Raw genomic sequence first — 21,244 nt, 5'->3', positions numbered from 1 at the left:
ACAACGGCGCCGCAGCCATGCGGCGCCGTTGTCGTTTTTTGGTCACGCGCGCGAAGCATCGTCATGCCCGGCGGAAGCGCGGGTCTGCAACGCCCACCTTGCGATATTTACTGCTGCTTGCGACCGAAGATCTTCTTCCAGAACGACGGCTTGCCCTGCCCGGCCGGCGCCTTCGGCGGCACGTAGCCCGGCTGCAGTGACTGGCAGTCCGCATAGAACGGTTGCGTGAGTTTTTCGACCTGCGACGGTGCGATCCAGAAGCCCAGCCGCACCGGACTGCCGGTGATCTCGACCCAGACACCCAGCGATACCGTCTGCAGCACGGACGCGAGTTGCGCGAACGGCAGCTGGCGCGTGAACACCAGCGCGTCGCCTTCCGCATGAGGACGCTCGCCCTGGTGCGCTTGCCAGGCCTGCTCGCCCACCACGAAGTTGGCGTCCATCGCGCGCGCGGCAAGCAGCTGCGCGCGCTCGTCGCCCACGGCGTAACGCGCACTCACGCTGATCTGGCCAGGCGCGCACTGCAAGGTGACCTGATTCTGGTTGCCACGCACCGTCTGCGTCAGCACCAGTTGCGGAGCGTCACCAGGCGTCTTCTGGTAAGACGCCGCCAGCGGCAGCCGGCCGTTGTTGGCCACCTGCGCAGGCACCAGCTTCTCTGTGTTCCACCAGACAATGCCGCCGACCGCCGGGGCCAGCACCTGGGCGAAATCCGCCGGGTGCACGTCCATCGACTCCAGGTAGTTGCGCGGATCCTGCGGCGACGGCGCCCCAGGCGTGGCGGGATCCGCCCCCGGCAACGATGCCTCGTGCAGGCCAATGCGGTCGGCGCCGCTGGGCGACCAGCGATACACGCCGCCGAGCCATGCGTAGGCGCAGGCATCCAGACAGGTGGCCGGCAGCGCCGGCGCCGTCCCGGTGTGCCATGTCCCGAGATGGGTGTTGAGGCGGGCAGCGCGGAACAGCTTGCCCAGTTCCATGCCGGCGGCGACATCGCCGCTGGACGAATCCAGGTAGACGTCCGCCCCGGGCGACACCTTGCCTGACTGCAGCAGCTGCTGCACCTGCTGCACGGCCGCGGCGTTGAAGGTACCCGCGAGATAGACCTGCGGCGCCTTGGCCACGCGCAACGTCATGCGGTCGCCGCGGATATGGACGGAGACCGGTGCCGGCGCAGCGTCGTGCCGCTTGCCCGCTGCATGGCCCGGCATGGCCGCGACGCTGCCAGCCAGCAACACGCCGGCCACCAGCAGCCTATGTCCCGCTCGGCGGGGGATGAACCTGTCAGGCAATGTCACACGCCTCGTGTCGGACAAAGAGGCGAAGTGTCGCCCAGGCAGGCTGGGCAGTGCATGAACGCGTGCCGTCCCGGCGGCGGAATGCGATGCACCCGCGCGATTCCGGAACCTCAGCGCAGCTGGCTGTCCTTGCTGCCGCGGCGGTTGTACAGGTTGGCGCCGCGTTCGGCGTCCTGCGCCTCCTGGCAGGCCACGCACAGGCGCACGCCGGGCACGGCCTTGCGACGCGCGGCGGGAATCGGCGCGTCGCATTCCTCGCAACGGGCAAGGCCCGGGCCGCGCTTCAACTGGTCGCGGGCGCGCTGCACCGCGTCGGCCACGGTGGCGTCGATCTGATCCTGTACGGCGCCGTCGCCGGCCCATCCGGTAGCCATGGGAACCTCCGCATGCACGATGGCTGTCACGGGAATATGCGGCCGCATGGACGGGATTTCCAGCACGGCGGGACTGGTCGCGTGGCGGCAACAGTCCGTTCCCTGCAAGCCTGTTCCCCTCGATCGCGCCGCGTTCCATGCTTTGCGCATCCATCCATGAGGGCATTCCCATGATCGAACGCAGGCCTTTCGACCGCCTCGGCGGCGCCGACCACGGCTGGCTCAACGCGAAGCACCATTTCTCGTTCGCCGGCTACAACGAGCAGGCGCGCATGGGCTGGGGCGCGCTGCGCGTGTGGAACGACGACACCATCGCGCCGCACACCGGCTTCCCGCCGCATCCGCATGCGGACATGGAGATCATCACCTACGTGCGCGAGGGCGCGGTCAGCCACCAGGACAGCCTCGGCAACAAGGGTCGCACCGTGGCGGGCGACGTGCAGGTGATGAGCGCGGGCAGCGGCATCACCCATGCCGAGTACAACCTGGAAGACACGACCACGCGCATCTTCCAGATCTGGATCATCCCCGACACGCACGGCCAGCCGCCGTCCTGGGGCACCCGGCCGTTCCCTCAGGGCGAGCGCGCCGGGCGTTTCGTGGCGCTGGCCAGCGGCTTCCCGGACGACACCGACGCCCTGCCCCTGCGCACCGATGCGCGCGTGCTGGGCGCCACGCTGAAAGCCGGTGAGACAGCGGAATACGCCATGGCCCCGGGCCGCTATGGCTATCTCGTGCCGGCACGCGGTTCGGTGGAGCTGAACGGTGTGAAGCTGGAAGCCCGCGACGGCGCGGCGATCCGCGACGAACCCACGTTGCGCGTCACCGCGCTGGAGGATGCCGAACTGGTACTGGTGGACGCGGCCGCCTGAATCGGCGCCCGGCTTCCGTGGCGGCAGCCGGGCAGATCGCGGGGATTGTCGATACCGACCTCCCTGCTTCGTCGTCTCCAGGAACCCCCAAGCCTGGAGACGAACGATGCTGCCACTTCCCCCTATCGCCAGCCGTGACGCCTGGCTGGCCGCCCGCAAGCAGCTGCTGGCCGCCGAGAAGGAGGCCACCCGCATGTTGGACCGGCTGAATGCGCAACGGCGCGCCTTGCCGATGGTGCCGGTGGAAAAGCCCTACCTGTTCGACACGCCGGACGGCGAAGCCACTTTGCTCGGTCTGTTTGAAGGCCGGCACCAGCTGATCGTGTATCACTTCATGTTCCACCGCGATCGCGGCGAAGGCTGCCCCGGCTGCTCTTTTCTGACGGACAACATCGGCCACCTCGCGCATCTGCACGAGCGCGGCACCACGCTGGCGCTGGTTTCGCGCGCGCCGCTGGAAGAACTCGAACGCTTCAAGGCGCGCATGGGCTGGACGCTGCCGTGGTATTCGTCCTGGGGCAGCGACTTCAACTACGACTTCCATGTCAGTCAGGACGAATCGGTAGCGCCGGTGGAATACAACTACCGCGACAAGGTCGAGATGCTCGCTCGCGGCGAAACCGGCAACCTCGCGGGCGAACTGCCCGGCGTCAGCGTGTTCCTGCGCGATGGCGAGCGCGTCTTCCACAGTTATTCCAGCTACGCCCGTGGGCTGGACATGCTGCTGACCACCCACCATTACCTCGACCTGACGCCATTCGGCCGTGGCGAGGGTTGGGACGGCATGCCCGACCTCGATGGCAAGGGCATGAACTGGCTGCGCCTGCACGATCGCTACGATGATGGGCAAATGCCCGCCCCGGCGGTCCATTCCTGCTGCGGAGATACCCCTTGAACGCAACCGCTTCCACCACGCCGCACGACCGCCGTTGGCTGGCGCTCGCCGTGCTGTGCCTTGGCGTGCTGATGATCGTGCTGGACACCACCGTGGTGAACGTGGCGCTGCCGTCGATCCGCACCGATCTGCATTTCACCGAGGCCGACCTGGCCTGGGTAGTGAACGCCTACATGCTCACCTTCGGCGGCTTCCTGCTGCTGGGCGGCCGGTTGGGTGACCTGTATGGCCATCGACGGCTGTTCCTGCTCGGCATCGCCCTGTTCACGCTGGCCTCGCTGGCCTGCGGACTGTCCGCCACGCAGGCGATGCTGGTAGTCGCACGCGGTGTGCAAGGCCTGGGTGGTGCGGTAGTCACCGCGGTGGCGCTGTCGCTGATCATGAACCTGTTCACTACACCCGGCGACCGCGCCAAGGCGATGGGCGTGTACGGTTTCGTCTGCTCTGGCGGCGGCAGCCTCGGCGCGTTGCTCGGCGGTGCGTTGACCGGTGCACTGAGCTGGCACTGGGTGTTCCTGATCAACCTGCCGATCGGCGCAGCAGTATTGCTGCTCTCGCTGCGCCTGTTGCCGACGCTGCGCGTGGCGTTGGCGCACCGGCATCTGGATGTGGCCGGGGCGGTCAGCATCACCACCGCGCTGCTGCTGGCGGTGTATGCCGTGGTGAACGGCAATGCGGCGGGCTGGCTGTCGCTACGCACGCTGGGCCTGCTCGGCGTAGCGGTGGTGTTGTTCGCTGCCTTCCTGGCCATCGAGGCGCGGGTGCGCGCGCCATTGATGCCGCTGGGTCTGTTCCGCCTGCGCAACCTCGCCGTGGCCAACATCACCGGCGTGCTGTGGGCGGCGGCGATGTTTGCCTGGTTCTTTCTCTCCGCGCTGTACCTGCAGCTGGTGCTTGGCTACGGCCCGTTGCAAGTGGGGCTGGCCTTCCTGCCGGCCAACCTGATCATGGCCGCCTTCTCGCTGGGCTTGTCGGCGAAGATGGTGATGCGTTTTGGCATCCGCCTGCCATTGGCGGCGGGCCTGCTGCTGGCGGCGCTGGGGCTCGCTCTGTTCGCGCGCGCGCCGGCGGGCGGCCATTTCGCGCTGGATGTGTTGCCTGGCATGTTGCTGCTCGGCCTGGGCGCCGGCATCGCGTTCAATCCGGTGTTGCTGGCGGCGATGGGCGACGTGTCTCCGGAAGAATCCGGACTGGCCTCGGGCATCGTCAACACTGCTTTCATGATGGGTGGCGCGCTAGGCCTGGCTGTGCTGGCCAGTCTTGCCGCGGCACGCAGCGGGCATCTGCTGGCGGCGGGCGTCGCCCAGGCCGATGCGCTGGTGGGCGGCTACCAGTCGGCCTTCCTGGTCGGCGCGCTGTTCGCCGCGGCCGCGGCACTGCTGGGTGGCGGCCTGTTGCGCCCCCGCCCGCACCCGGCTTCATCGCATGAAGCGCCCCCATCCCAGGCCGCGGAAGAACCCTGAGCCGCGCTGGCGGGATGCGCTTCAGCGCGACAGGTAGCGCACCTTGCGCTCGGTGCGCTGTCCGTCGCCCTGGCAACTGCGGCGCAACTCCTCGTAGGGCGTCAACTGCTGGTGCAGCCACTCCCGCATCTTCGGCCCGAACAAGCCTTCGACCTTGCGCCGCGTCTGGCTGGGTTGGCCGCTGAGCGCTTCGCGCTTCCACGGCTCGCTGCTCAGGTCGGCGATCGACTGATCGCAGCTGGCATCGAGCTCGGCTGCGCCATCGAGATGCAGGAAGCTGCACAGGCGGCGCCACTCGCGATGCATGTCGCGGGTCAGGTCGTCGAGGAAGACGAAGTGATGATGCGGTTGCCGTGCATGCTCGCGATGGATCTGTGCGGCGCGGTTCCAGCGCCGCGACCATTGCACGGTGCCGCCGCCGAAGGCGTTGTTGTTCTCGTAGCGCAGGTTGGCGTCCGCGATCGAGGCCAGCACATCCTCCCCCGGGCGGATCACATGCACGAAGCGCGCATCCGGCACGTGGTGTTCGATCTCCGGGATGTACAGCAGGTGGTACGGCGTTTTTTCGATCCAGGCCGTACGTCCCTCGGCCTGCGCACTCGCGTCGAGCAGGTCGACGAAGCGGCGCACGCAGCTTTCGGTGCGCAGCGGCCTCGGCAGGTGCGCGGTCTCGCACGACAGGCGACGCTGCAGCTTGTCCAGCGCCTCATACGTCCGCTTGTGCGCGAATCCCAGCCGTTGCCGCAGGCGCCGCCGCTGCGGCCTGGCGTCGCGATCGCCCCAGCGCCACTTGAGGTCCCCGCACAGGTGCTCGAAGAACGCGGTCTCCGGCAAGGTCAGCACGGTCGGGTGGCGCGCCAGCATCGCCTGCACGAGTGTGGTACCGGAACGCGGGCAGCCGACGATGAAGATGCGTTGCATGGGGTGAGCCCTGTGCTGGTGCTGATGTCGCACGATCTGGTTCAACGCTAACGTACGAACTTACGCGCGGTTGACACCTTCGCCGGACTCCAGGCCAAGCGCGTGAAAACGACTCGGTTCGACCAAGGTTCAACGGAGCGCGACGGGGGCTTTTGCTACGCTGCACCATTCACTGCGACGGAAGCGGGCATGACGGCACAAGGCATCCACACCATCGACACCGGCTTCGTGCGGCCGCGCTTCGACGCCGCCTACCTCATCGTGGAACGCGGTCGTGGTGCCTTCGTCGACTGTGGCACCAACCATGCGGTGCCACGCATGCTGGCCGCGCTGGACGATGCCGGCCTCACGCCGGCGGAGGTGGACTGGCTGATCCTCACCCATGTGCACCTGGACCACGCCGGCGGCGCGGGCGAGCTGATCGCGCACCTGCCGAACGCGAGGCTGGTGGTGCATCCGCGCGGTGCGCGGCACATGATCGACCCGTCGAAACTGTGGGCCGGCGCCAGCGAGGTCTATGGCGAGAGCGTGATGGAATCGACCTACGGCCGCCTGCGGCCGGTGCCCGCCGAGCGCGTGGTCGAGGCAGCGGACGGCCACGTCGTCGACCTCGCCGGGCGCGCCCTGCACTGCCTCGACACGCCCGGCCATGCGAGGCACCACCTCACGGTGCACGACGTGCGCAGCAACAGCTGCTTCACGGGCGACGTGTTCGGCCTGTCCTACCGCGACTTCGACAGCGCCAACGGTCCCTACATCCTGCCCACCACGTCGCCGGTGCAGTTCGACCCCGAGGCGCTGCATACCTCGATCCGCCGTCTCGTCGCGCTGAACCCGTCGGCGATGTATCTCACCCATTACGGCCGCATCGGCAACGTGCCGAAGCTCGCCGACGACCTGCACGCGCAGATCGACGCGATGGCCAGCCTCGCCCGCGAGATGCGCGGGCTACCCGGGAGTCAGCGCCACCAACGGCTGAAGCAAGCCCTCGCCGATCTCTACGCCAAACGCCTCGCCGCGCACGGCTGGCAGGGTTCGCGCGAGGAACTGCAGGCGCTCCTGGGTATGGACGTGGAACTCAACGCCCAGGGCCTGGAAGTATGGGTGGACAGCCTCCCCTGAGCGGCTCGTTGCTCAGCGACGGCCTGCTTCGCCTTCCTGTTCGAGCTTGGCCTCGAACTTCGCGGCGGACGCCTCCGCCAGCGCCTTGCAGGCATGGCTGTCGAACAGAGGATCGGGCTGCTTGCCGGCCCGGTGCTGCGCCACCTTGTCGAGGAAGCTGCTGACATCCGGATGCGTGGTGATCAACACGTCGCAAGGCAACGCGGCCACGACATCGAAGCTCCTGCGGAAACCGGCGACCCGCTCCGGATGAGCCGGATCGCTGTAACGGTAGACGTCGTTGGTGAAGGCGGTCAGGCTGTCGGCGTAGACCACGTCGAGGCAGCGCTTCCCTTCGCAGGAACGCCAGGTCCAGGTAGTCGCTCCCGGCGTATGCCACGGGGTGTAGTGCGCGGTCACCATGGTGCCGCCCACCTGCACCGTCCCGCCATCCTTCACCACCGCTACCCTGGCCACCTTCGGATAATGCGGTGCTTCGCCATTCTGTGGGTCGCCCGCGTAGTCGCCGCCGGCCATCATCTCCTCGGCACTGGATCGGCTCGCATACACCGGCGCGCCGCTGGCGGCCGCCAGCGCGGCAATCGCGCCGGCATGATCGAAATGCGCATGCGAGTTGAGGATCGCCTTGATGTCGCTCAGGCGGAAACCGAGCTTGCGGATGTTTTCTTCGACCAGTCCCGCGTTCTCCGCCAGCGTGGCATCGATCAGCACGTGGCCTTGCGGTGAAGTGATCAGGATGGCGCTCAGGCCATGCGTGCCCACGTACCAGGTGTTGCCGTAGATGCGGAAGGGCTGCTCCGGCCTGCTCCAGCCACGGTCGTCGGAGGCGGCGCGGGCACCGGTGGCGGCCAGCGTGAGCGCGCAGAGAACCCATAAGCGCATCGGGATTTTCATGAGACTTCCTTGTAGTCGAGAGGTGGCGCCGCATGCATGCGGCTAATCCAATGTCTTGGCGTAGACGTGCTGCGTCTTGCGCAATCGATAGCCGCCGCCGAGATAAAACGTGTGCGAACGCTCGCGCACCACGTTGGAACGCACGACGATCGCGTCGAGGCCCTGCTTCCTGGCCCACTGCTCGGCATCCGCCACCAGTGCCCGGCCGACGCCGGTACCCCGTGCCGCGGCGTCCACCACCAGCCCTACGATCTCGATGCGTTCGCCCGATTCCAGCGTGAACCGGCGCTCGACCGCGATCCAGCCGAGCAAGTGGTCGTGTTCGTCCTGGGCCACCATCACACGGTGCAGCGGCAACGCCAGGATGGCGCGCAACCGCGCGGCCATCGCTGCCTCGTCCGCCGGATAACCGAGCTCGCCGGCCAGTCGCGCGACCTCTTCGGCGTCCTCGATACGCGCCAGGCGCAACAAGGTCACGTCAGGCCAGCCTCGTGCCGTTTGGCACCGGGCGCTCGATCGCGGTAAGCACCACGCCCTCGGGCGTGGGGAAGCCAGTGAGCAGGAACTGCGAGCGAAACGGGCCGATCTGCTTCTCCGGGAAGTTGATCACACCTACGATCTGCCGGCCGACGAGGTCCTCGGCCTGGTACAAGGCTGCGATCTGCGCGCTGGTCTTTTTCTCGCCCCAGGGGCCGAAGTCGACCCATACCTTCCACGCCGGCTTGCGCGCCTCGGGGAAGGCTTCCACCCTGGTCACGGTGCCGGCCACGATCAGCACTTTCTCGAAGTCGGCCCAGTCGATCTCGCTGATTTGGTCCGTCTCTTTTGTCTCGCTCATCCTTCCAGCCTCGTCTTGAATCCGTCGCGCGCCTGTTGCCACCAGTAGTTGCATTGCGCGGCAAGCAGGCCGAACGGCTTGTGCACGCTGGCCAGCCCGTAATTCGCGAACTGGCGCCAGCCCTCGTCGCCCTCGGCGATCGCCGCGGCCAGCAGTTCGCCCGCCGCGCAGGTGGGCGCCAAGCCATGGCCGCCAAAGGCCTGTGCCCACCACAGGCCGGCGTCCCCGCCTTCGCCCCGGCCCAGCTGTGGCATCTGGTGGCGCGCGTAGCTCATCAGGCCGGACCATGCGTAGTCGATCTTCGCACCCCGGAGTTGCGGGAACACCCGCGACAAGTCATGCCCGAGCAGGCGTTGCACCGCCTGCGGCGAGCGATTGCGGATCGAGATACGGCCGCCCCAGAGCAGACGGGTGTCCGACAACGGCCGGTAGTAATCGAAGGCGAAGCGGCTGTCGTAGACCGCGGCACGCGTGCCGAGGCACGCAGCGAGGCGTTCGCCCAGCGGCTCGGTGACCATCACATAGGTGGCAATGGGCAGTACGGCGCGGTCGATGCGCTTGTCGAGACCGGCGAGGTAGCCACCGCAGGCCAGCACCACCTGTTCGGCCAGCAATTCGCCTTGCGGCGTGCTGAGCAGCCAGCGCGAGCCCTCGCGCCGCAGACGCCACACTTCGCTTTCTTCGTGGATGCGCACGCCCTGCCCGCTGGCCGCGGCGGCGAGGCCGATCGCGTAGTTCAGCGGATGCAGGTGCAGCGCATTGCGCTCGAACAGACCGTCGTAATAGCGGTCGCTCGACACGCGTTCGCGCAACGCATCCTTTGACAGCCAGTCCCAGTGCACGTCGTAGTATTCGGCCAGCAACTGCTGGCGCTGGCGCAGCACGCGGGGATCGCGGAACCAGTTGGCCCAGATCACGCCCTCGTCCACTGCGTCGCAGGCGATGGCGTACTTCGCCACGCGCTCGCGGATGCGCTGCACCGCGCTCGTGGTCAGACCAAACAATGCACGGGCGCGCTTTTCGCCCAGTTGATGGAGCAAGGCCTGCTCACCCAGCGAGTAGCCGGCAAACACGAAGCCACCATTGCGACCCGAGGCGCCGAAGCCGATCTGTTCGCGCTCCAGCAGTACTACGTCGCGCACGCCGCGCTCGGCCAGGCCCAGCGCGGTGTTGAGCCCCGCATAGCCGCCGCCCACGATGGCGATGCGCGTTTCCTGTCGCCCCGACAGCGGCGCATACGCCTCATATGGCGCGGCCGTGGCGCGGTAGTACGACGGAACCGGTGGTTGCTTCATGCGCGAACGCCCCTGTGCGACGGCAAGCGCCCGAGCATAGCCCATTCACTGCGCCAGGCATCGCCATCCGACCGCCACGGCAATGCAAGATGGGCCGCGCGGAGACGTTCGACACCCAGGAGCCGAAGCTGCCGGCGCTCCACATGTCGTGGAACGCCATGAGATACCGGCGCCTTCAGCATGTTGGCAGGTGCGTGATATCCGCACCGAAGATTGCGCCGGGATGCGGGTTCAGCCGCAGCTTGTCCATCAGCACGACGCTGGCAGCACCGCTCAGCAGGCGCGTGCCAGCCGCCTGCTGAATTTCCGCGCGCAGGCGCAACGGCCTGCGATGGACGGCCATCGCGTCAAAGCGTGGCAGCGATCTCGCGCACCACCGGCGCCAGGCTAGGGTCTTGCAGCGCCATGTGCATGGTGGCGCGCACCAGGCCGGCCTTGTTGCCGCAGTCGAAACGGGTACCCTCGAAACGGTACGCCAGCACCTTGGCCTGCTCCTTGAGCAAGGCTTCGATGGCGTCAGTGAGCTGGATTTCGCCGCCGGCACCGGGCGTGGTGCGTTCCAACAGCTCGAAAATGCGCCCCGGCAACACGTAACGGCCCACCACGGCGAGATTGGACGGTGCATCGGCCGGCTTGGGCTTCTCCACCATGTGGCGAATGTGCGCACTGCGCTCGTCGACCGGTACGGCATCGACGATGCCGTACTTGTCGGTCTGCTCGTGCGGCACTTCTTCCACCGCGATCACGCCGGCGCCTTCCCGTTCGCCGACCTCGGCCATCTGGCGCAGGGCGCCCTTGCCGGCACCGTTCCAGATCAGGTCGTCAGGCAGCATCACCCCGAACGGCTCGTCGCCCACCACCGGCTTGGCACACAGCACGGCATGGCCCAGGCCGAGCGCCTCGGGCTGGGTGACGAAGATCGCGCGCACATGCCTGGGCAGCGTGCCCTGTACCAGCGCGAGCAATGCGTCCTTGCCCTTCTCCTGCAGCTTCGCCTCCAGCTCGTAGGCCTTGTCGAAGTAGTCGGCGATGGCGTGCTTGTAGCGGTTGGTGACAAAGATCAGCGTGTCGGCGCCGGCGTCGACGGCCTCGTCCACCGCATACTGGATCAGCGGCTTGTCCAGCACCGGCAGCATTTCCTTGGCCACCACCTTGGTGGCGGGCAGGAAACGCGTGCCCAGACCGGCCACCGGGAACACCACCTTGCGCAACGGCTTGCTCACTCACTTCTCTCCTGTGTTTTCCTGGCGACGGATCGAGACCACGTTGTCCGGCTGTGCCGTTTCGCTCCAGCGGAACGAAGGCAGCAGACCGGAGACGCAGCGCCGCAGCTCTTCGTCGTTGTCCGTCGCGACCATCTCGGCCGCCTTGTGCATCATCGCCTGCAGCAGGTCCCAGGAAACCTGGCGGTGCTGGGCGAGGAAGATCTTGGCATGCGTGGTGGCGCTGTACTGCTCCAGCGGATGGAACAGTTCCTCGAACAGCTTCTCGCCCGCGCGCAGGCCGGTGTAGACGATAGGAATCTCGCTGCCCGGCTTCTTGCCGGCGAGCCTGATCATCTGCTCGGCGAGGTCGCGGATCTTCATCGGTTCGCCCATGTCCAGCGCGAAAATCTCGCCGCCGTTGCCGAGGCTGGCCGCCTGCAGGATCAACTGGCAGGCCTCGGGGATGGTCATGAAGTAACGCGAAATTTCCGGGTGGGTCACGGTGACCGGACCGCCGGCGCGGATCTGCTGGCGGAACAGCGGCACCACCGAACCGGCCGAATCGAGCACGTTGCCGAAGCGCACCGTGATGTAGCGGGTGTCGGCATGCGCGTTGAGGTTCTGGCACCAGATCTCGGCAATGCGCTTGCAAGCGCCCATCACGCTGGTGGGGTTGACCGCCTTGTCGGTGGAGATCAACACGAAACACTCGACACCGGCGTCGCGCGAGAGGTCGGCCATCGTGCGCGTGCCCAGCACGTTGTTGAGGAAGGCAGCGCGCAGCTGGCCTTGCAGCATCGGTACGTGTTTGTAGGCGGCGGCGTGGAACACCACCTGCGGTTGCGTCTCGGCCAGCACCTTGCGCATCAGCACGCTGTCGCCGCAGCTGGCCAGCACGCCTTCGAGCAGCAGCTCCGGGTAATTCGCGCGCAACTCGCGGGTGATCTGGTAGAGGTTGTATTCGCTGTGATCGACCACGACCAGCGATTGCGCACCCAGCCGCGCCACCTGGCGGCACAGTTCCGAACCGATCGAGCCGCCGCCGCCGGTGACCAGCACACGCCGGCCGCCGATCGTCTCGCGGATCGCGGTCCAGTCCAGCTCCACGGTGTCGCGGCCGAGCAAGTCCTCGATCGCCACTTCCTTGATTTCGTTGAATTGCGCGCGACCGGCGACCACATCTTCCAGCCGCGGAATCGTGCGGTACGGCAGACCGCTGGCATCGCACAAGGCCACCACCCGGCGCATCTCGCTCACGCTCGCGTTCGGCAGGGCGATCAGCAGCATTTCCACCGCCGCCTCACGGGTGATCTCCGGCAACTGCTCGAACAAGCCCAGCACCGGATGCCCATTGATGCTGGCGCCGCGCATCGCGGGGCGGTCGTCGAGGAAACCCACCACCAAGTAACCGCCGTCGCGACGGAGGTCGCGCGACAGCACCTCACCGGCGCGATCCGCGCCCAGGATCAGCACGCGCCGGACCGAGCGCTCCCCGGCGATGCCAAGACGGCTGTCCTTCCAGTATCGGTAGGCCAGCCGGGGCACACCCAGCACCGTCGCCAGCACCACCGGGTACAGCAGCAGCATCGAGCGCGGCACGCCCTCCAGCCGGTCGAACATCGACAGCAGCAGCCATACCGCCACCGAGCCGACGACCGTGGCACGTAGAATGTTCCACAGGTCCGGCAGGCTGGCGAAGCGCCAGACGCCTTTGTACAGGCCGGTCCAGCGGAAGATCAGCCCCTGCGCCAACAGCACCACGGGGAATTCGAACCAGCGGAAGTGCACCACGTCTTCCGGCCGCACCGCGTAACGCAGCAGCTTGGCGATCCACCAGGCCAGCGCAGCCATGGCCAGGTCATGCAGCATGACCGCCACGCGGGGATGAATGATGCCTACGAGCCTACGCAGCGACATGGTGCTCCCTTAGCGAGTGGCGTCGCAGGCAGCGACGTTTCAGCTGCAGCCAGAGCCCCGCTGCGGCCAGATAGGCACCCATCGTAATCGGCCAGCCCGAGCCAGGATGACTCCCGGCCAACCAGGCCAGCGGCGCGGCGAACAGCAGGTTCCATGTCATGTAGATCATGCCTCCCCCGGCATGCGTGAAACCGCGCCTGACCAGCCACTGGTACAGATGCTCGCGATGCGCAGTGTACCAGCGCCGCCCCCGCAGAAAGCGCGTCAACAGGGTCAGGCTGGCGTCCGTGACGAAGGCCGAGGACAGGATCAGCGCCGGCCACAGCAGCTGCGCGTCGGTCCGCCACAGCATGGCCGTGAAAGCGAAGATCAGCAGCCCCACGCTGCCGCTGCCCACGTCCCCCATGAAAATGCGCGCGGGCGCACGGTTCAGGCACCAGAAGCCAAGACTGGCCGTGGCCAGGCAAACCGCGGCCAAGGCCAGCCCCGGCTGCCCGGCGCCCCACGCCAGCCACGCCAGTCCGGTACCCACGAATATCGCCTGCTGGGCCAGCAGGCCATCGATGCCGTCCATGAAATTGTGCAGATTGATGCTCCAGGCTCCGGCCAACAGGAGCACCGGCAGCCACCACCACGGGAGGCCGCCCACGCACAGGGCCGCGGCGAACAGCAGCGCCGCCAGCAGCTGCGCACCGAGGCGCGGCAGGATCGGCAGGGAGCTGTGGTCGTCCCACCAGCCAGCCAGCGCCACCAGCAACAGGGCCACCAGCAATCCGGCCACCAGCAGGGGCGACCAGGGCGCCGTCGAGCCGAGCAGTACGCCCGGCAGGCAGACCAGGCCGGCGATGACGATGCCGATGCCGCCCCCGCGCGGCGTGGGGATGCTGTGCGAACGCCGCTGGCCGGGACGGTCCAGCATGCCGCGACGATGTGCGTAGGCTATCGCCGCGCGCGCTGACAGCCACGCAATGAGGAACGACAGCAGCAACCATCCGATGGCCCTGGCCATGAACGTCACTCGTTGGCGACGCCGTGGATGGGACGGATCGTGCTCCAGCTCTTGCAGCTTGGGCACTGCCAGTGGTGCGCCTTGGCACCGAAGCCGCAACGGCTGCAGCGATACATCGCCTGCCCTTCCAGCAGCTTCCGGGTGAGGTCGCGCAGGATCAAGAAGTTCTCGCGCGCCTCGCCCTCGATCCGGTCCATGGTGGCATCGATCAGCGCCATCAGGCCGCGCACCGAGGGGCGCTGGCGCAGCTGTGCGGTGAGGAAACCTACCGACGCCCGTTGACCGTCGCGTTGCTGGTACAGCTGGGTCAGCGCCAGCACCGGCGAGATGCCGTGGTAACGCTCCAGCAGTTCGCGCAGAAAACGTTCGGCACGGTCCATCTGCTGCGAGCAGGCATAGCTGTTCAACAACGGCGGCAAGATCTCGGGCACGAAGGCGATGTCCGCGCCGATCGCGGCCTCGTAGGCTTGCACCGCCTCGGCATGCTGCCCTTCCTCGGCCTGCAGCCGGCCGGTCAGCATCCAGGCGCGCACGCAATCGGGCTGGCAGTGGAAAGCCTGCTCGAGATAGTCGCGCGCCTCGACCCGGGCGCCGTGCTGGCGCGAACGGTCGGCCAGTTCGCAGTAGAACTGCGCGATCATCGGCGCCTCGTCCTCGCCGGTCATCACCTCCAGCCGGCGCGCGTGCTCGATCGCCTTGTTCCAGTCGCGTTCGTGCTGGTAGATCGCGATCAGGTGGCGCAGCGCCGAGGGCGCATGGGCATTCATCGCCACCAGGTCGCTGAACAGCGCTTCAGCGCGATCGAGCAGGCCCGCACGCATGTAGTCCTCGCCCAGTTCTAGCAAGGCCACGGTCTTCATCGGCTCGGACAGATTGGGGCGCGAGACCAGGTGCTGGTGCAGGCGGATCGCCCGGTCCACTTCGCCGCGACGGCGAAACAGGTTGCCCAGCGCGAGATGCGTTTCCACCGTGTCGCGGTTGTACTCCGCGAGGCGCAGGAACACCTCGATCGCCTTGTCCTGTTCTTCGTTGAGCAGGTAGTTCAGGCCGCGGAAATAGTCGGAGGAGAGTTCGTTGACCGCCGCGCCGGATCGCCGCGCACTGGCGTGGCGCGAAGCCCACCAGCCCAGCGCGAAGGCGACGGCCGCCAAGGGCAGCAGCGCGTACCAGGACATCATGCGCCGACCGGCTTCTTGCCGGCCTCCTTGCGTCGCTGCCGCTGCAGGCGCCGGTGTCGCATGCTCACCCCCAGCCATGCGCTGAGCCCGCCCAGCAGCCAGCCGACCACCAGTGCGGCCAGCAGCGCTGCTCCCTTGGGCAATTGCAGGCGCGCAAAAGCAAAGTCGTAGCCGACCAGGTCGGCGTTGAGCGCACCCACCACCACGCCGGCGGCGGCGAAGAACACAAGGACGAGGATCACGATCAATCGCATCGGGCGACTTTACCCGATCGTCCGTGCATGGCACAGCAAGCAGGCCCGGCCATGATGTTGCGATTCAGTCGTGAGGCCGGAAATGAGCAGTGCGGCCAGGAATGGCCGCAGGCTCGACGTGCGCGCTCATGGACGCACGCAAAATAAAAGGCAGGATCGGCTCGCGCCGCCTGCCCTCGTGCCATCGGGTTTCGCGTATGGCTTCAGCCGGTCACGGCCTCTTCCAGCCGCAGGTTGACGCGTTCCCGCAGTTCCTTGCCTGGCTTGAAATGCGGCACGTGCTTGCCGGGCAAGGCCACCGATTCGCCGGTCTTGGGGTTGCGCCCCATGCGCGGCGGCCGGTAGTGCAAGGCGAAGCTGCCGAAGCCGCGTACCTCGATGCGCTCGCCCTCGGCCAGCGCCAGGCTCATCTGTTCGATCACGCTCTTGACCGCCAGCTCCACATCGGCAAACGCAAGATGGGTCTGGCGCCTGGCCAGCGCCTCGATCAATTCGGATTTGGTCATGGTCCCCGTGTCCGCGACGTGTGTTTCTGCACTGCGTGGTGCGGGGCGGCCAGGCCGCCCCGCACCCGTTGCGCAACGCTTAGTCGGCCTTGTTCAGCTGCTCCTTGAGCAGCGCGCCGAGCTTGGTCGTGCCACCGGCCGCCGAAGAGTACTCGGCCAGCGCTTCCTGCACGTCTTCTTCGTCCTTGGCGCGGATCGACAGCGACAGCTGGCGACCCTTGCGGTCCATGCCGGTGAACTTGGCCTCGACCTTGTCGCCCACCTTGAGGTGCAGGGTGGCGTCGTCGATGCGCTCCTTGGCGATGTCGTTGGCGCGGATGTAACCCTCCACGCCCTCGCCCAGGTCGATCACCGCACCCTTGGCGTCCACTTCCTTCACCGTGCCGTTGACGATGGTGCCGCGCGGATGGTTGGCCATGAACTGGCCGAACGGATCCTGCTCCATCTGCTTGATGCCGAGCGAAATGCGCTCACGCTCCGGATCCACCGCCAGCACCACGGCCTCGATCTCGTCGCCCTTCTTGAAGTTGCGCACGAGGTCTTCGCCGGACATCTGCCAGGAGATGTCGGACAGGTGCACCAGGCCGTCGATGCCGCCTTCCAGGCCGATGAACACACCGAAGTCGGTGATCGACTTGATCTGGCCGGAAACCTTGTCGCCCTTCTTGTGCATGGCGGCGAAGGCTTCCCACGGGTTGGAGCGGGTCTGCTTGATGCCCAGCGAGATGCGGCGACGCTCTTCATCCACGTCCAGCACCATCACTTCGGTCTCGTCGCCGACCTGCACCACCTTGGCCGGGTTGACGTTCTTGTTGGTCCAGTCCATCTCGGACACGTGGACCAGACCCTCGACGCCCGGCTCGATCTCGACGAAGCAGCCGTAGTCGGTGACGTTGGAGACCTTGCCGAACAGGCGCGAGCCCACCGGGTAACGACGCGAGATGTTCACCCACGGATCGTCGCCCAGCTGCTTCAGGCCCAGCGAAACGCGGTTGCGCTCCTTGTCGAACTTCAGCACGCGCACTTCCAGCTCGTCGCCGACGTTGACGACTTCGCTCGGGTGACGCACGCGCTTCCACGCCATGTCGGTGATGTGCAGCAGGCCGTCGATGCCACCCAGGTCCACGAACGCGCCGTAGTCGGTGAGGTTCTTCACCACACCCTTGATCACGGCACCCTCGACCAGGCGCTCCAGCAGCTGCTCACGCTCGGCGGAGAACTCGGTCTCGACGACGGCGCGGCGGCTGACCACAACGTTGTTGCGCTTGCGGTCCAGCTTGATGATCTTGAACTCGAGTTCCTTGCCCTCGAGGTAGGTCGGCTCGCGCACCGGGCGCACGTCGACCAGCGAACCCGGCAGGAACGCGCGGACATCCTTGATGTCGACGGTGAAGCCGCCCTTGACCTTGCCGGAGATCATGCCCTTGATGGTCTCTTCCTTGTCGAACGCCTCTTCGAGGTCGTCCCACACCATCGAGCGCTTGGCCTTCTCGCGCGACAGCTTGGTTTCGCCGAAGCCGTCTTCCAGGGCCTCGAGGGCCACCTTCACGGGATCGCCAACGCTCACCTCGAGGGTGCCATCCTCGCCCTTGAACTGCTCGATCGGGACGATGCCTTCGCTCTTCAGGCCCGCATTGATCACGACGACGTCGTTGCGGATTTCCACCACGATGCCGGTGACGATGGCGCCGGGCTTCAGCTTGGCGATGGCCTGCTGGCTCTGTTCAAACAGTTCGGCAAAACTTTCGGTCATGTTGATTCCAGAATGGGAAAGGATGGTTGCGATGCCCCGTCGGGGTCTGTATCGGCAACGATCCACCGGTTGGGGTGCCTTCGGAACGCTCTTGCGGAACGCCCGTCGTCACCATGGTTGAGCCCCCCGCCCTCAATGGCCGGGGAACGGAAACCGCCGTGCCAGCCCCTTCAGGGCTGCACGACGGCGAGAACTTTTGCGACTACCTGGTCGATGCCCATGCCGGTGGTATCCACCAGCACGGCCTCCGCCGCGGGCCTGAGCGGCGCGACCGTTCGCGACGCGTCGCGATGGTCACGCGCTTCGATCTCGCGCTGAAGACTCGATAGTGTAACGCTGAGCCCCTTTTCCTTCAACTGCTTATAGCGCCTTTTCGCCCGTTCGGCGGCGCTGGCGGTGAGGAACACCTTGAACGGCGCATCGGGGAAGATCACCGTACCCATGTCGCGCCCGTCGGCCACCAGGCCCGGCGCCTTGCGGAAGCCCAGCTGCAGCTCCACCAACGCCTGCCGCACCGGGGCGATCGAGGCGATCGCCGAGGCGGCCGCCCCGGCAGTCTCGGTGCGCAGTTCCTCGGTGGCATCGTGGCCGTTGACCAGGATGCGGGTGTCGCTGCCGTCGGCGCTGGGCTGGAAGCGGATCTTCGTGTTCTGCGCGCAACGGGTCACCGCCTCGGCGTCGGACAAGTCCAGCCCGGCCGCCCCGGCGGCGTACCCCACCGCCCGGTACAAGGCGCCCGAGTCGAGCAGGCGCCAACCCAGGTATTCGGCCACCCGCCGGCTGATCGTGCCCTTGCCCGAGCCCGAGGGGCCATCGATGGTCAGCACGGGAACGGGAGCGGTTCGGCTCATGACGGGTCCAGGTCGGGCGAAGGGTTCGCATGGTATCGCGCCGGCCTGCGCGGCATCGCGTACCATGGCGAAATTTCGCGCCGCCTCCCTCGCCAGTCCGCCATGAATGACCTTCGCCATGCATTCGATCAGGCCGCCGAGGACGTGAAGCGGCTGGGGTACCGTCCCGACAACGACACCTTGCTCAAGCTCTACGCGCTCTACAAGCAGGGCTCGGAGGGCGACGCGCAGGGCAAGCAACCCGGCTTCTTCGATTTCGTGGGCACCGCCAAGCACGAGGCCTGGCTGAAGCTGCGCGGCCTGCCGCAGGACGAGGCGATGCGCCGCTATATCGCCCTGGTGGAGCAGCTGCAGGCCTGAGTCCCTGATGGCCGCTTGCGTCCGCGCTTCGCAACGGGCACATTCATACGATCGTTTGAACACGGGCGCGCCATGAATTACCCCCACCTGTTCGCCCCGCTCGATCTGGGCCACGTCACCCTGCCCAACCGCATCCTGATGGGCTCGATGCATACAGGGCTGGAGGACAAGGCCGCCGACTACGACAAGCTGGCCGCTTATTTCGCCGAGCGCGCGCGTGGTGGCGTAGGTCTGATGGTAACCGGCGGCATCGCGCCCAGCCTCCAGGGCTGGCTGAAGCCCTTCGGTGGCCGCCTCACGATGCCTTGGCACAAGCCGCGCCACCACAAGCTCACCAACGCAGTGCATGCCGAAGGCGGACGCATCTGCATGCAGATCCTGCATGCCGGACGCTACGGCTACCACCCGCTGTCGGTGGCGCCATCGCGGATCAAGTCGCCGATCACCCCGTTCACGCCGCGGGCGCTTTCGGCCGGCGGTGTCGAGCGCACCATCCGCGATTTCGTGCGCTGCGCGCAGCTGGCCCGCGAGGCGGGCTACGACGGCATCGAGGTGATGGGTTCGGAGGGTTATCTGATCAACCAGTTCATCGCCGCGCGCACCAACCGCCGCGACGACGCCTGGGGCGGCGACGCGACACGGCGCATGCGCTTTCCGGTGGAAATCGTGCGTCGCACGCGCGAGGCCGTGGGCCGCGACTTCATCATCATCTACCGGCTTTCGATGCTGGACCTGGTCGAGGACGGGCAGGACCTGGAAGAGATCGTGGCGCTGGCCAAGGCCATCGAGGCCGCCGGCGCCAGCATCATCAACACCGGCATCGGCTGGCACGAGGCCCGTGTGCCCACCATCGTCACCAGTGTGCCGCGCGCCGGCTTTGCCTGGGTGACGAGGAAACTGAAGGGCGAGGTAAACATCCCGCTGGTCGCCACCAACCGCATCAACATGCCTGAAGTAGCCGAACGCGTGCTGGCCGGAGGCGATGCCGACATGGTGTCGATGGCGCGGCCGCTGCTGGCCGACCCGGCATGGGCGAACAAGGCCAAGGCGGGTCGCGGCGAACGCATCAACACTTGCATCGCCTGCAACCAGGCCTGCCTGGACCACGTGTTCCAGAACCGCCGCGCCAGCTGCCTGGTCAATCCGCGCGCCTGCCACGAGACCGAGCTGAAGATCGAGCCGACGCCACGGCGCAAGCGCATCGCCGTGGTGGGCGCGGGGCCGGCCGGCATGGCCTGCGCCGCCACGCTGGCCGAGCGCGGCCATGCGGCCACCCTGATCGACCGCGCTGCCGGGATCGGCGGCCAGTTCAACTACGCCAAGCGCATTCCGGGCAAGGAGGAGTTCCACGAGACCTTGCGCTATTTCCACCACCGCCTCGCCGACACCGGCGTCGAACTTCAGCTGGGCGTCGAGGCCGATGCCGCGTCGCTCAAGGCCGCCGGCTACGACGAGGTCGTGATTGCCACCGGCGTGATGCCGCGTCGCGTGAGTTTTCCGGGCAGCGACGACCCGCGCGTGCTGGGTTATCTCGACGTGCTTGCGCATGATCGGCCGGTAGGCCCGCGGGTGGCGATCATCGGTGCCGGCGGCATCGGCTTCGACGTGGCCGAATTCCTGGTCGAACACCAGCCCTCCCCCAGCACGGACGTGGCACGCTGGGCCAGCGAATGGGGGGTGGACACACAGCTCGCGAACCGCAGCGGCCTCCAGCCGCCGCAGCCCGAAGCCCCGCTGCGGCAAGTCTGGCTGCTCCAGCGCAGCGAAGGCCGCCCCGGCGCCCGCCTCAACAAGACCACCGGCTGGGTGCATCGCGCCACGCTCAAGGCCAAGCGCGTGACCATGCTGGGCAAGGTCGCCTACGAGCGTTTCGATGACCACGGCCTGCACGTCACCGTTGACGGCAAGTCACAGATCCTGGCGGTCGACAACGTGGTGATCTGTGCCGGCCAGGAACCCGACCGCCGCCTGGCCGATGCGCTGGCGGCCATGGGCGTGACTACCCACTTGATCGGTGGCGCCGACGTGGCAGCCGAACTCGATGCAAAACGCGCCGTCGACCAGGGGACGCGGCTGGCCTGCCGGCTCTGAACCCGCCCGGCCATCTGCCACGGACGACATACGCGCTACCTGCTGTGCCCGTCCGGCGGGCGCCGAGCCTGGCACGTGCCCAAAGAAAACGCCTCGCGAAGCGACGCATCGATAGGGCCCGGGGGGAGGTGGCCAGTATCGTGTCTAG

The 21,244-nt window shown here is 67.2% G+C and carries 21 protein-coding genes and 1 pseudogene; 6 read left to right on the top strand and 16 right to left on the bottom strand.

The window, feature by feature from the left end:
• Positions 1-107: 107 nt before the first annotated feature.
• Together ISP14_RS13070 and ISP14_RS13065 are read right to left on the bottom strand one after the other, a co-directional pair.
• Positions 108-1,247, bottom strand: a complete 1,140-nt coding sequence (locus ISP14_RS13070) for a hypothetical protein (RefSeq protein ID WP_404540648.1) — start codon at positions 1,245-1,247, stop codon at positions 108-110.
• A 161-nt stretch (positions 1,248-1,408) separates the two neighbouring features.
• Complete coding sequence (locus tag ISP14_RS13065; protein ID WP_404540646.1) at positions 1,409-1,672, bottom strand: DksA/TraR family C4-type zinc finger protein; 264 nt, start codon at positions 1,670-1,672, stop codon at positions 1,409-1,411.
• A 170-nt stretch (positions 1,673-1,842) separates the two neighbouring features.
• Between ISP14_RS13065 and ISP14_RS13060 the strand changes: the two genes are divergently transcribed.
• The 3 genes from ISP14_RS13060 (at position 1,843) to ISP14_RS13050 (ending at position 4,902) form a co-directional block, all read left to right on the top strand.
• Entirely contained in the window at positions 1,843-2,544 is a 702-nt protein-coding gene (locus ISP14_RS13060) for a pirin family protein (RefSeq protein WP_404540643.1), read from the top strand.
• 106 nt (positions 2,545-2,650) lie between these two features.
• Entirely contained in the window at positions 2,651-3,439 is a 789-nt protein-coding gene (locus ISP14_RS13055; RefSeq protein WP_404540639.1) for a DUF899 domain-containing protein, read from the top strand.
• The gene (locus ISP14_RS13050; protein WP_404540635.1) at positions 3,436-4,902 is read left to right on the top strand and encodes a DHA2 family efflux MFS transporter permease subunit; all 1,467 of its coding nucleotides are present in this window, start codon (positions 3,436-3,438) and stop codon (positions 4,900-4,902) included. Before ISP14_RS13055 ends, ISP14_RS13050 begins: the two co-directional genes overlap by 4 nt.
• 21 nt (positions 4,903-4,923) lie before the next feature.
• On the opposite strand, the gene ISP14_RS13045 is transcribed toward ISP14_RS13050, so the two are convergent.
• A complete protein-coding gene (locus ISP14_RS13045; RefSeq protein ID WP_404540634.1) occupies positions 4,924-5,823 on the bottom strand; it encodes a sulfotransferase family protein in 900 nt (299 codons plus the stop codon).
• A gap of 189 nt (positions 5,824-6,012) precedes the next feature.
• Between ISP14_RS13045 and ISP14_RS13040 the strand changes: the two genes are divergently transcribed.
• Positions 6,013-6,945 carry an MBL fold metallo-hydrolase gene (locus ISP14_RS13040; protein WP_404540631.1) on the top strand — a complete coding sequence of 311 codons (933 nt, stop codon included), beginning with the start codon at positions 6,013-6,015 and terminating at the stop codon, positions 6,943-6,945.
• A gap of 12 nt (positions 6,946-6,957) precedes the next feature.
• Here ISP14_RS13040 and bla read toward each other — a convergent pair whose 3' ends face one another.
• The 13 genes and pseudogenes from bla to cmk all read right to left on the bottom strand — a co-directional run bounded on the left by bla (position 6,958) and on the right by cmk (position 18,645).
• A complete protein-coding gene (gene bla, locus ISP14_RS13035; RefSeq protein ID WP_404540628.1) occupies positions 6,958-7,839 on the bottom strand; it encodes a subclass B3 metallo-beta-lactamase in 882 nt (293 codons plus the stop codon).
• A 42-nt stretch (positions 7,840-7,881) separates the two neighbouring features.
• Positions 7,882-8,316 (bottom strand): GNAT family N-acetyltransferase, encoded by a 435-nt coding sequence (locus ISP14_RS13030; protein WP_404540625.1) that lies wholly within the window; start codon positions 8,314-8,316, stop codon positions 7,882-7,884.
• A 1-nt stretch (position 8,317) separates the two neighbouring features.
• The gene (locus tag ISP14_RS13025; protein WP_404540623.1) at positions 8,318-8,677 is read right to left on the bottom strand and encodes a tRNA-binding protein; all 360 of its coding nucleotides are present in this window, start codon (positions 8,675-8,677) and stop codon (positions 8,318-8,320) included.
• The gene (locus tag ISP14_RS13020) at positions 8,674-9,972 is read right to left on the bottom strand and encodes an NAD(P)/FAD-dependent oxidoreductase (RefSeq protein WP_404540621.1); all 1,299 of its coding nucleotides are present in this window, start codon (positions 9,970-9,972) and stop codon (positions 8,674-8,676) included. The genes ISP14_RS13025 and ISP14_RS13020 overlap by 4 nt, the downstream gene beginning before the upstream one ends.
• Positions 9,973-10,147: 175 nt before the next feature.
• The gene (locus ISP14_RS13015) at positions 10,148-10,315 is read right to left on the bottom strand and encodes a hypothetical protein (protein WP_404540618.1); all 168 of its coding nucleotides are present in this window, start codon (positions 10,313-10,315) and stop codon (positions 10,148-10,150) included.
• Positions 10,316-10,319: 4 nt separating this feature from the next.
• Positions 10,320-11,195, bottom strand: a complete 876-nt coding sequence (galU, locus tag ISP14_RS13010; protein ID WP_404540615.1) for a UTP--glucose-1-phosphate uridylyltransferase GalU — start codon at positions 11,193-11,195, stop codon at positions 10,320-10,322.
• Positions 11,196-13,094, bottom strand: a complete 1,899-nt coding sequence (locus tag ISP14_RS13005) for a polysaccharide biosynthesis protein (protein WP_404540612.1) — start codon at positions 13,092-13,094, stop codon at positions 11,196-11,198. It abuts the gene before it with no gap.
• A complete protein-coding gene (locus ISP14_RS13000) occupies positions 13,081-14,103 on the bottom strand; it encodes an MraY family glycosyltransferase (RefSeq protein WP_404540610.1) in 1,023 nt (340 codons plus the stop codon). The genes ISP14_RS13005 and ISP14_RS13000 overlap by 14 nt, the downstream gene beginning before the upstream one ends.
• A 5-nt stretch (positions 14,104-14,108) precedes the next feature.
• Positions 14,109-15,278, bottom strand: coding sequence for a lipopolysaccharide assembly protein LapB (gene lapB / locus ISP14_RS12995; RefSeq protein ID WP_404540906.1), 1,170 nt, complete (start codon positions 15,276-15,278; stop codon positions 14,109-14,111).
• Complete coding sequence (locus ISP14_RS12990; protein WP_404540607.1) at positions 15,278-15,535, bottom strand: lipopolysaccharide assembly protein LapA domain-containing protein; 258 nt, start codon at positions 15,533-15,535, stop codon at positions 15,278-15,280. Before ISP14_RS12990 ends, lapB begins: the two co-directional genes overlap by 1 nt.
• A gap of 203 nt (positions 15,536-15,738) precedes the next feature.
• Positions 15,739-16,062 (bottom strand): annotated as a pseudogene (locus ISP14_RS12985) (integration host factor subunit beta); the annotation flags it as partial.
• Between the two features lie 58 nt (positions 16,063-16,120).
• The gene (gene rpsA / locus ISP14_RS12980) at positions 16,121-17,794 is read right to left on the bottom strand and encodes a 30S ribosomal protein S1 (protein ID WP_404540604.1); all 1,674 of its coding nucleotides are present in this window, start codon (positions 17,792-17,794) and stop codon (positions 16,121-16,123) included.
• 170 nt (positions 17,795-17,964) lie between these two features.
• Complete coding sequence (cmk, locus tag ISP14_RS12975; protein WP_404540601.1) at positions 17,965-18,645, bottom strand: (d)CMP kinase; 681 nt, start codon at positions 18,643-18,645, stop codon at positions 17,965-17,967.
• Positions 18,646-18,747: 102 nt separating this feature from the next.
• Here cmk and ISP14_RS12970 point away from each other — a divergent pair, with 102 nt between their 5' ends.
• Entirely contained in the window at positions 18,748-19,005 is a 258-nt protein-coding gene (locus tag ISP14_RS12970; protein ID WP_404540598.1) for an acyl-CoA-binding protein, read from the top strand.
• Between the two features lie 72 nt (positions 19,006-19,077).
• Positions 19,078-21,096: an oxidoreductase gene (locus tag ISP14_RS12965; RefSeq protein ID WP_404540595.1), complete on the top strand. Its 2,019-nt coding sequence runs from the start codon at positions 19,078-19,080 to the stop codon at positions 21,094-21,096.
• Positions 21,097-21,244 lie beyond the last annotated feature (148 nt).

The sequence above is a fragment of the Dyella agri genome (assembly GCF_044904705.1).
Taxonomy (GTDB): Bacteria; Pseudomonadota; Gammaproteobacteria; order Xanthomonadales; family Rhodanobacteraceae; genus Rhodanobacter_A; species Rhodanobacter_A agri.
Note: the sequence above shows the minus strand (reverse complement) of the source record. Positions and strands in the feature narration are given on the sequence as shown.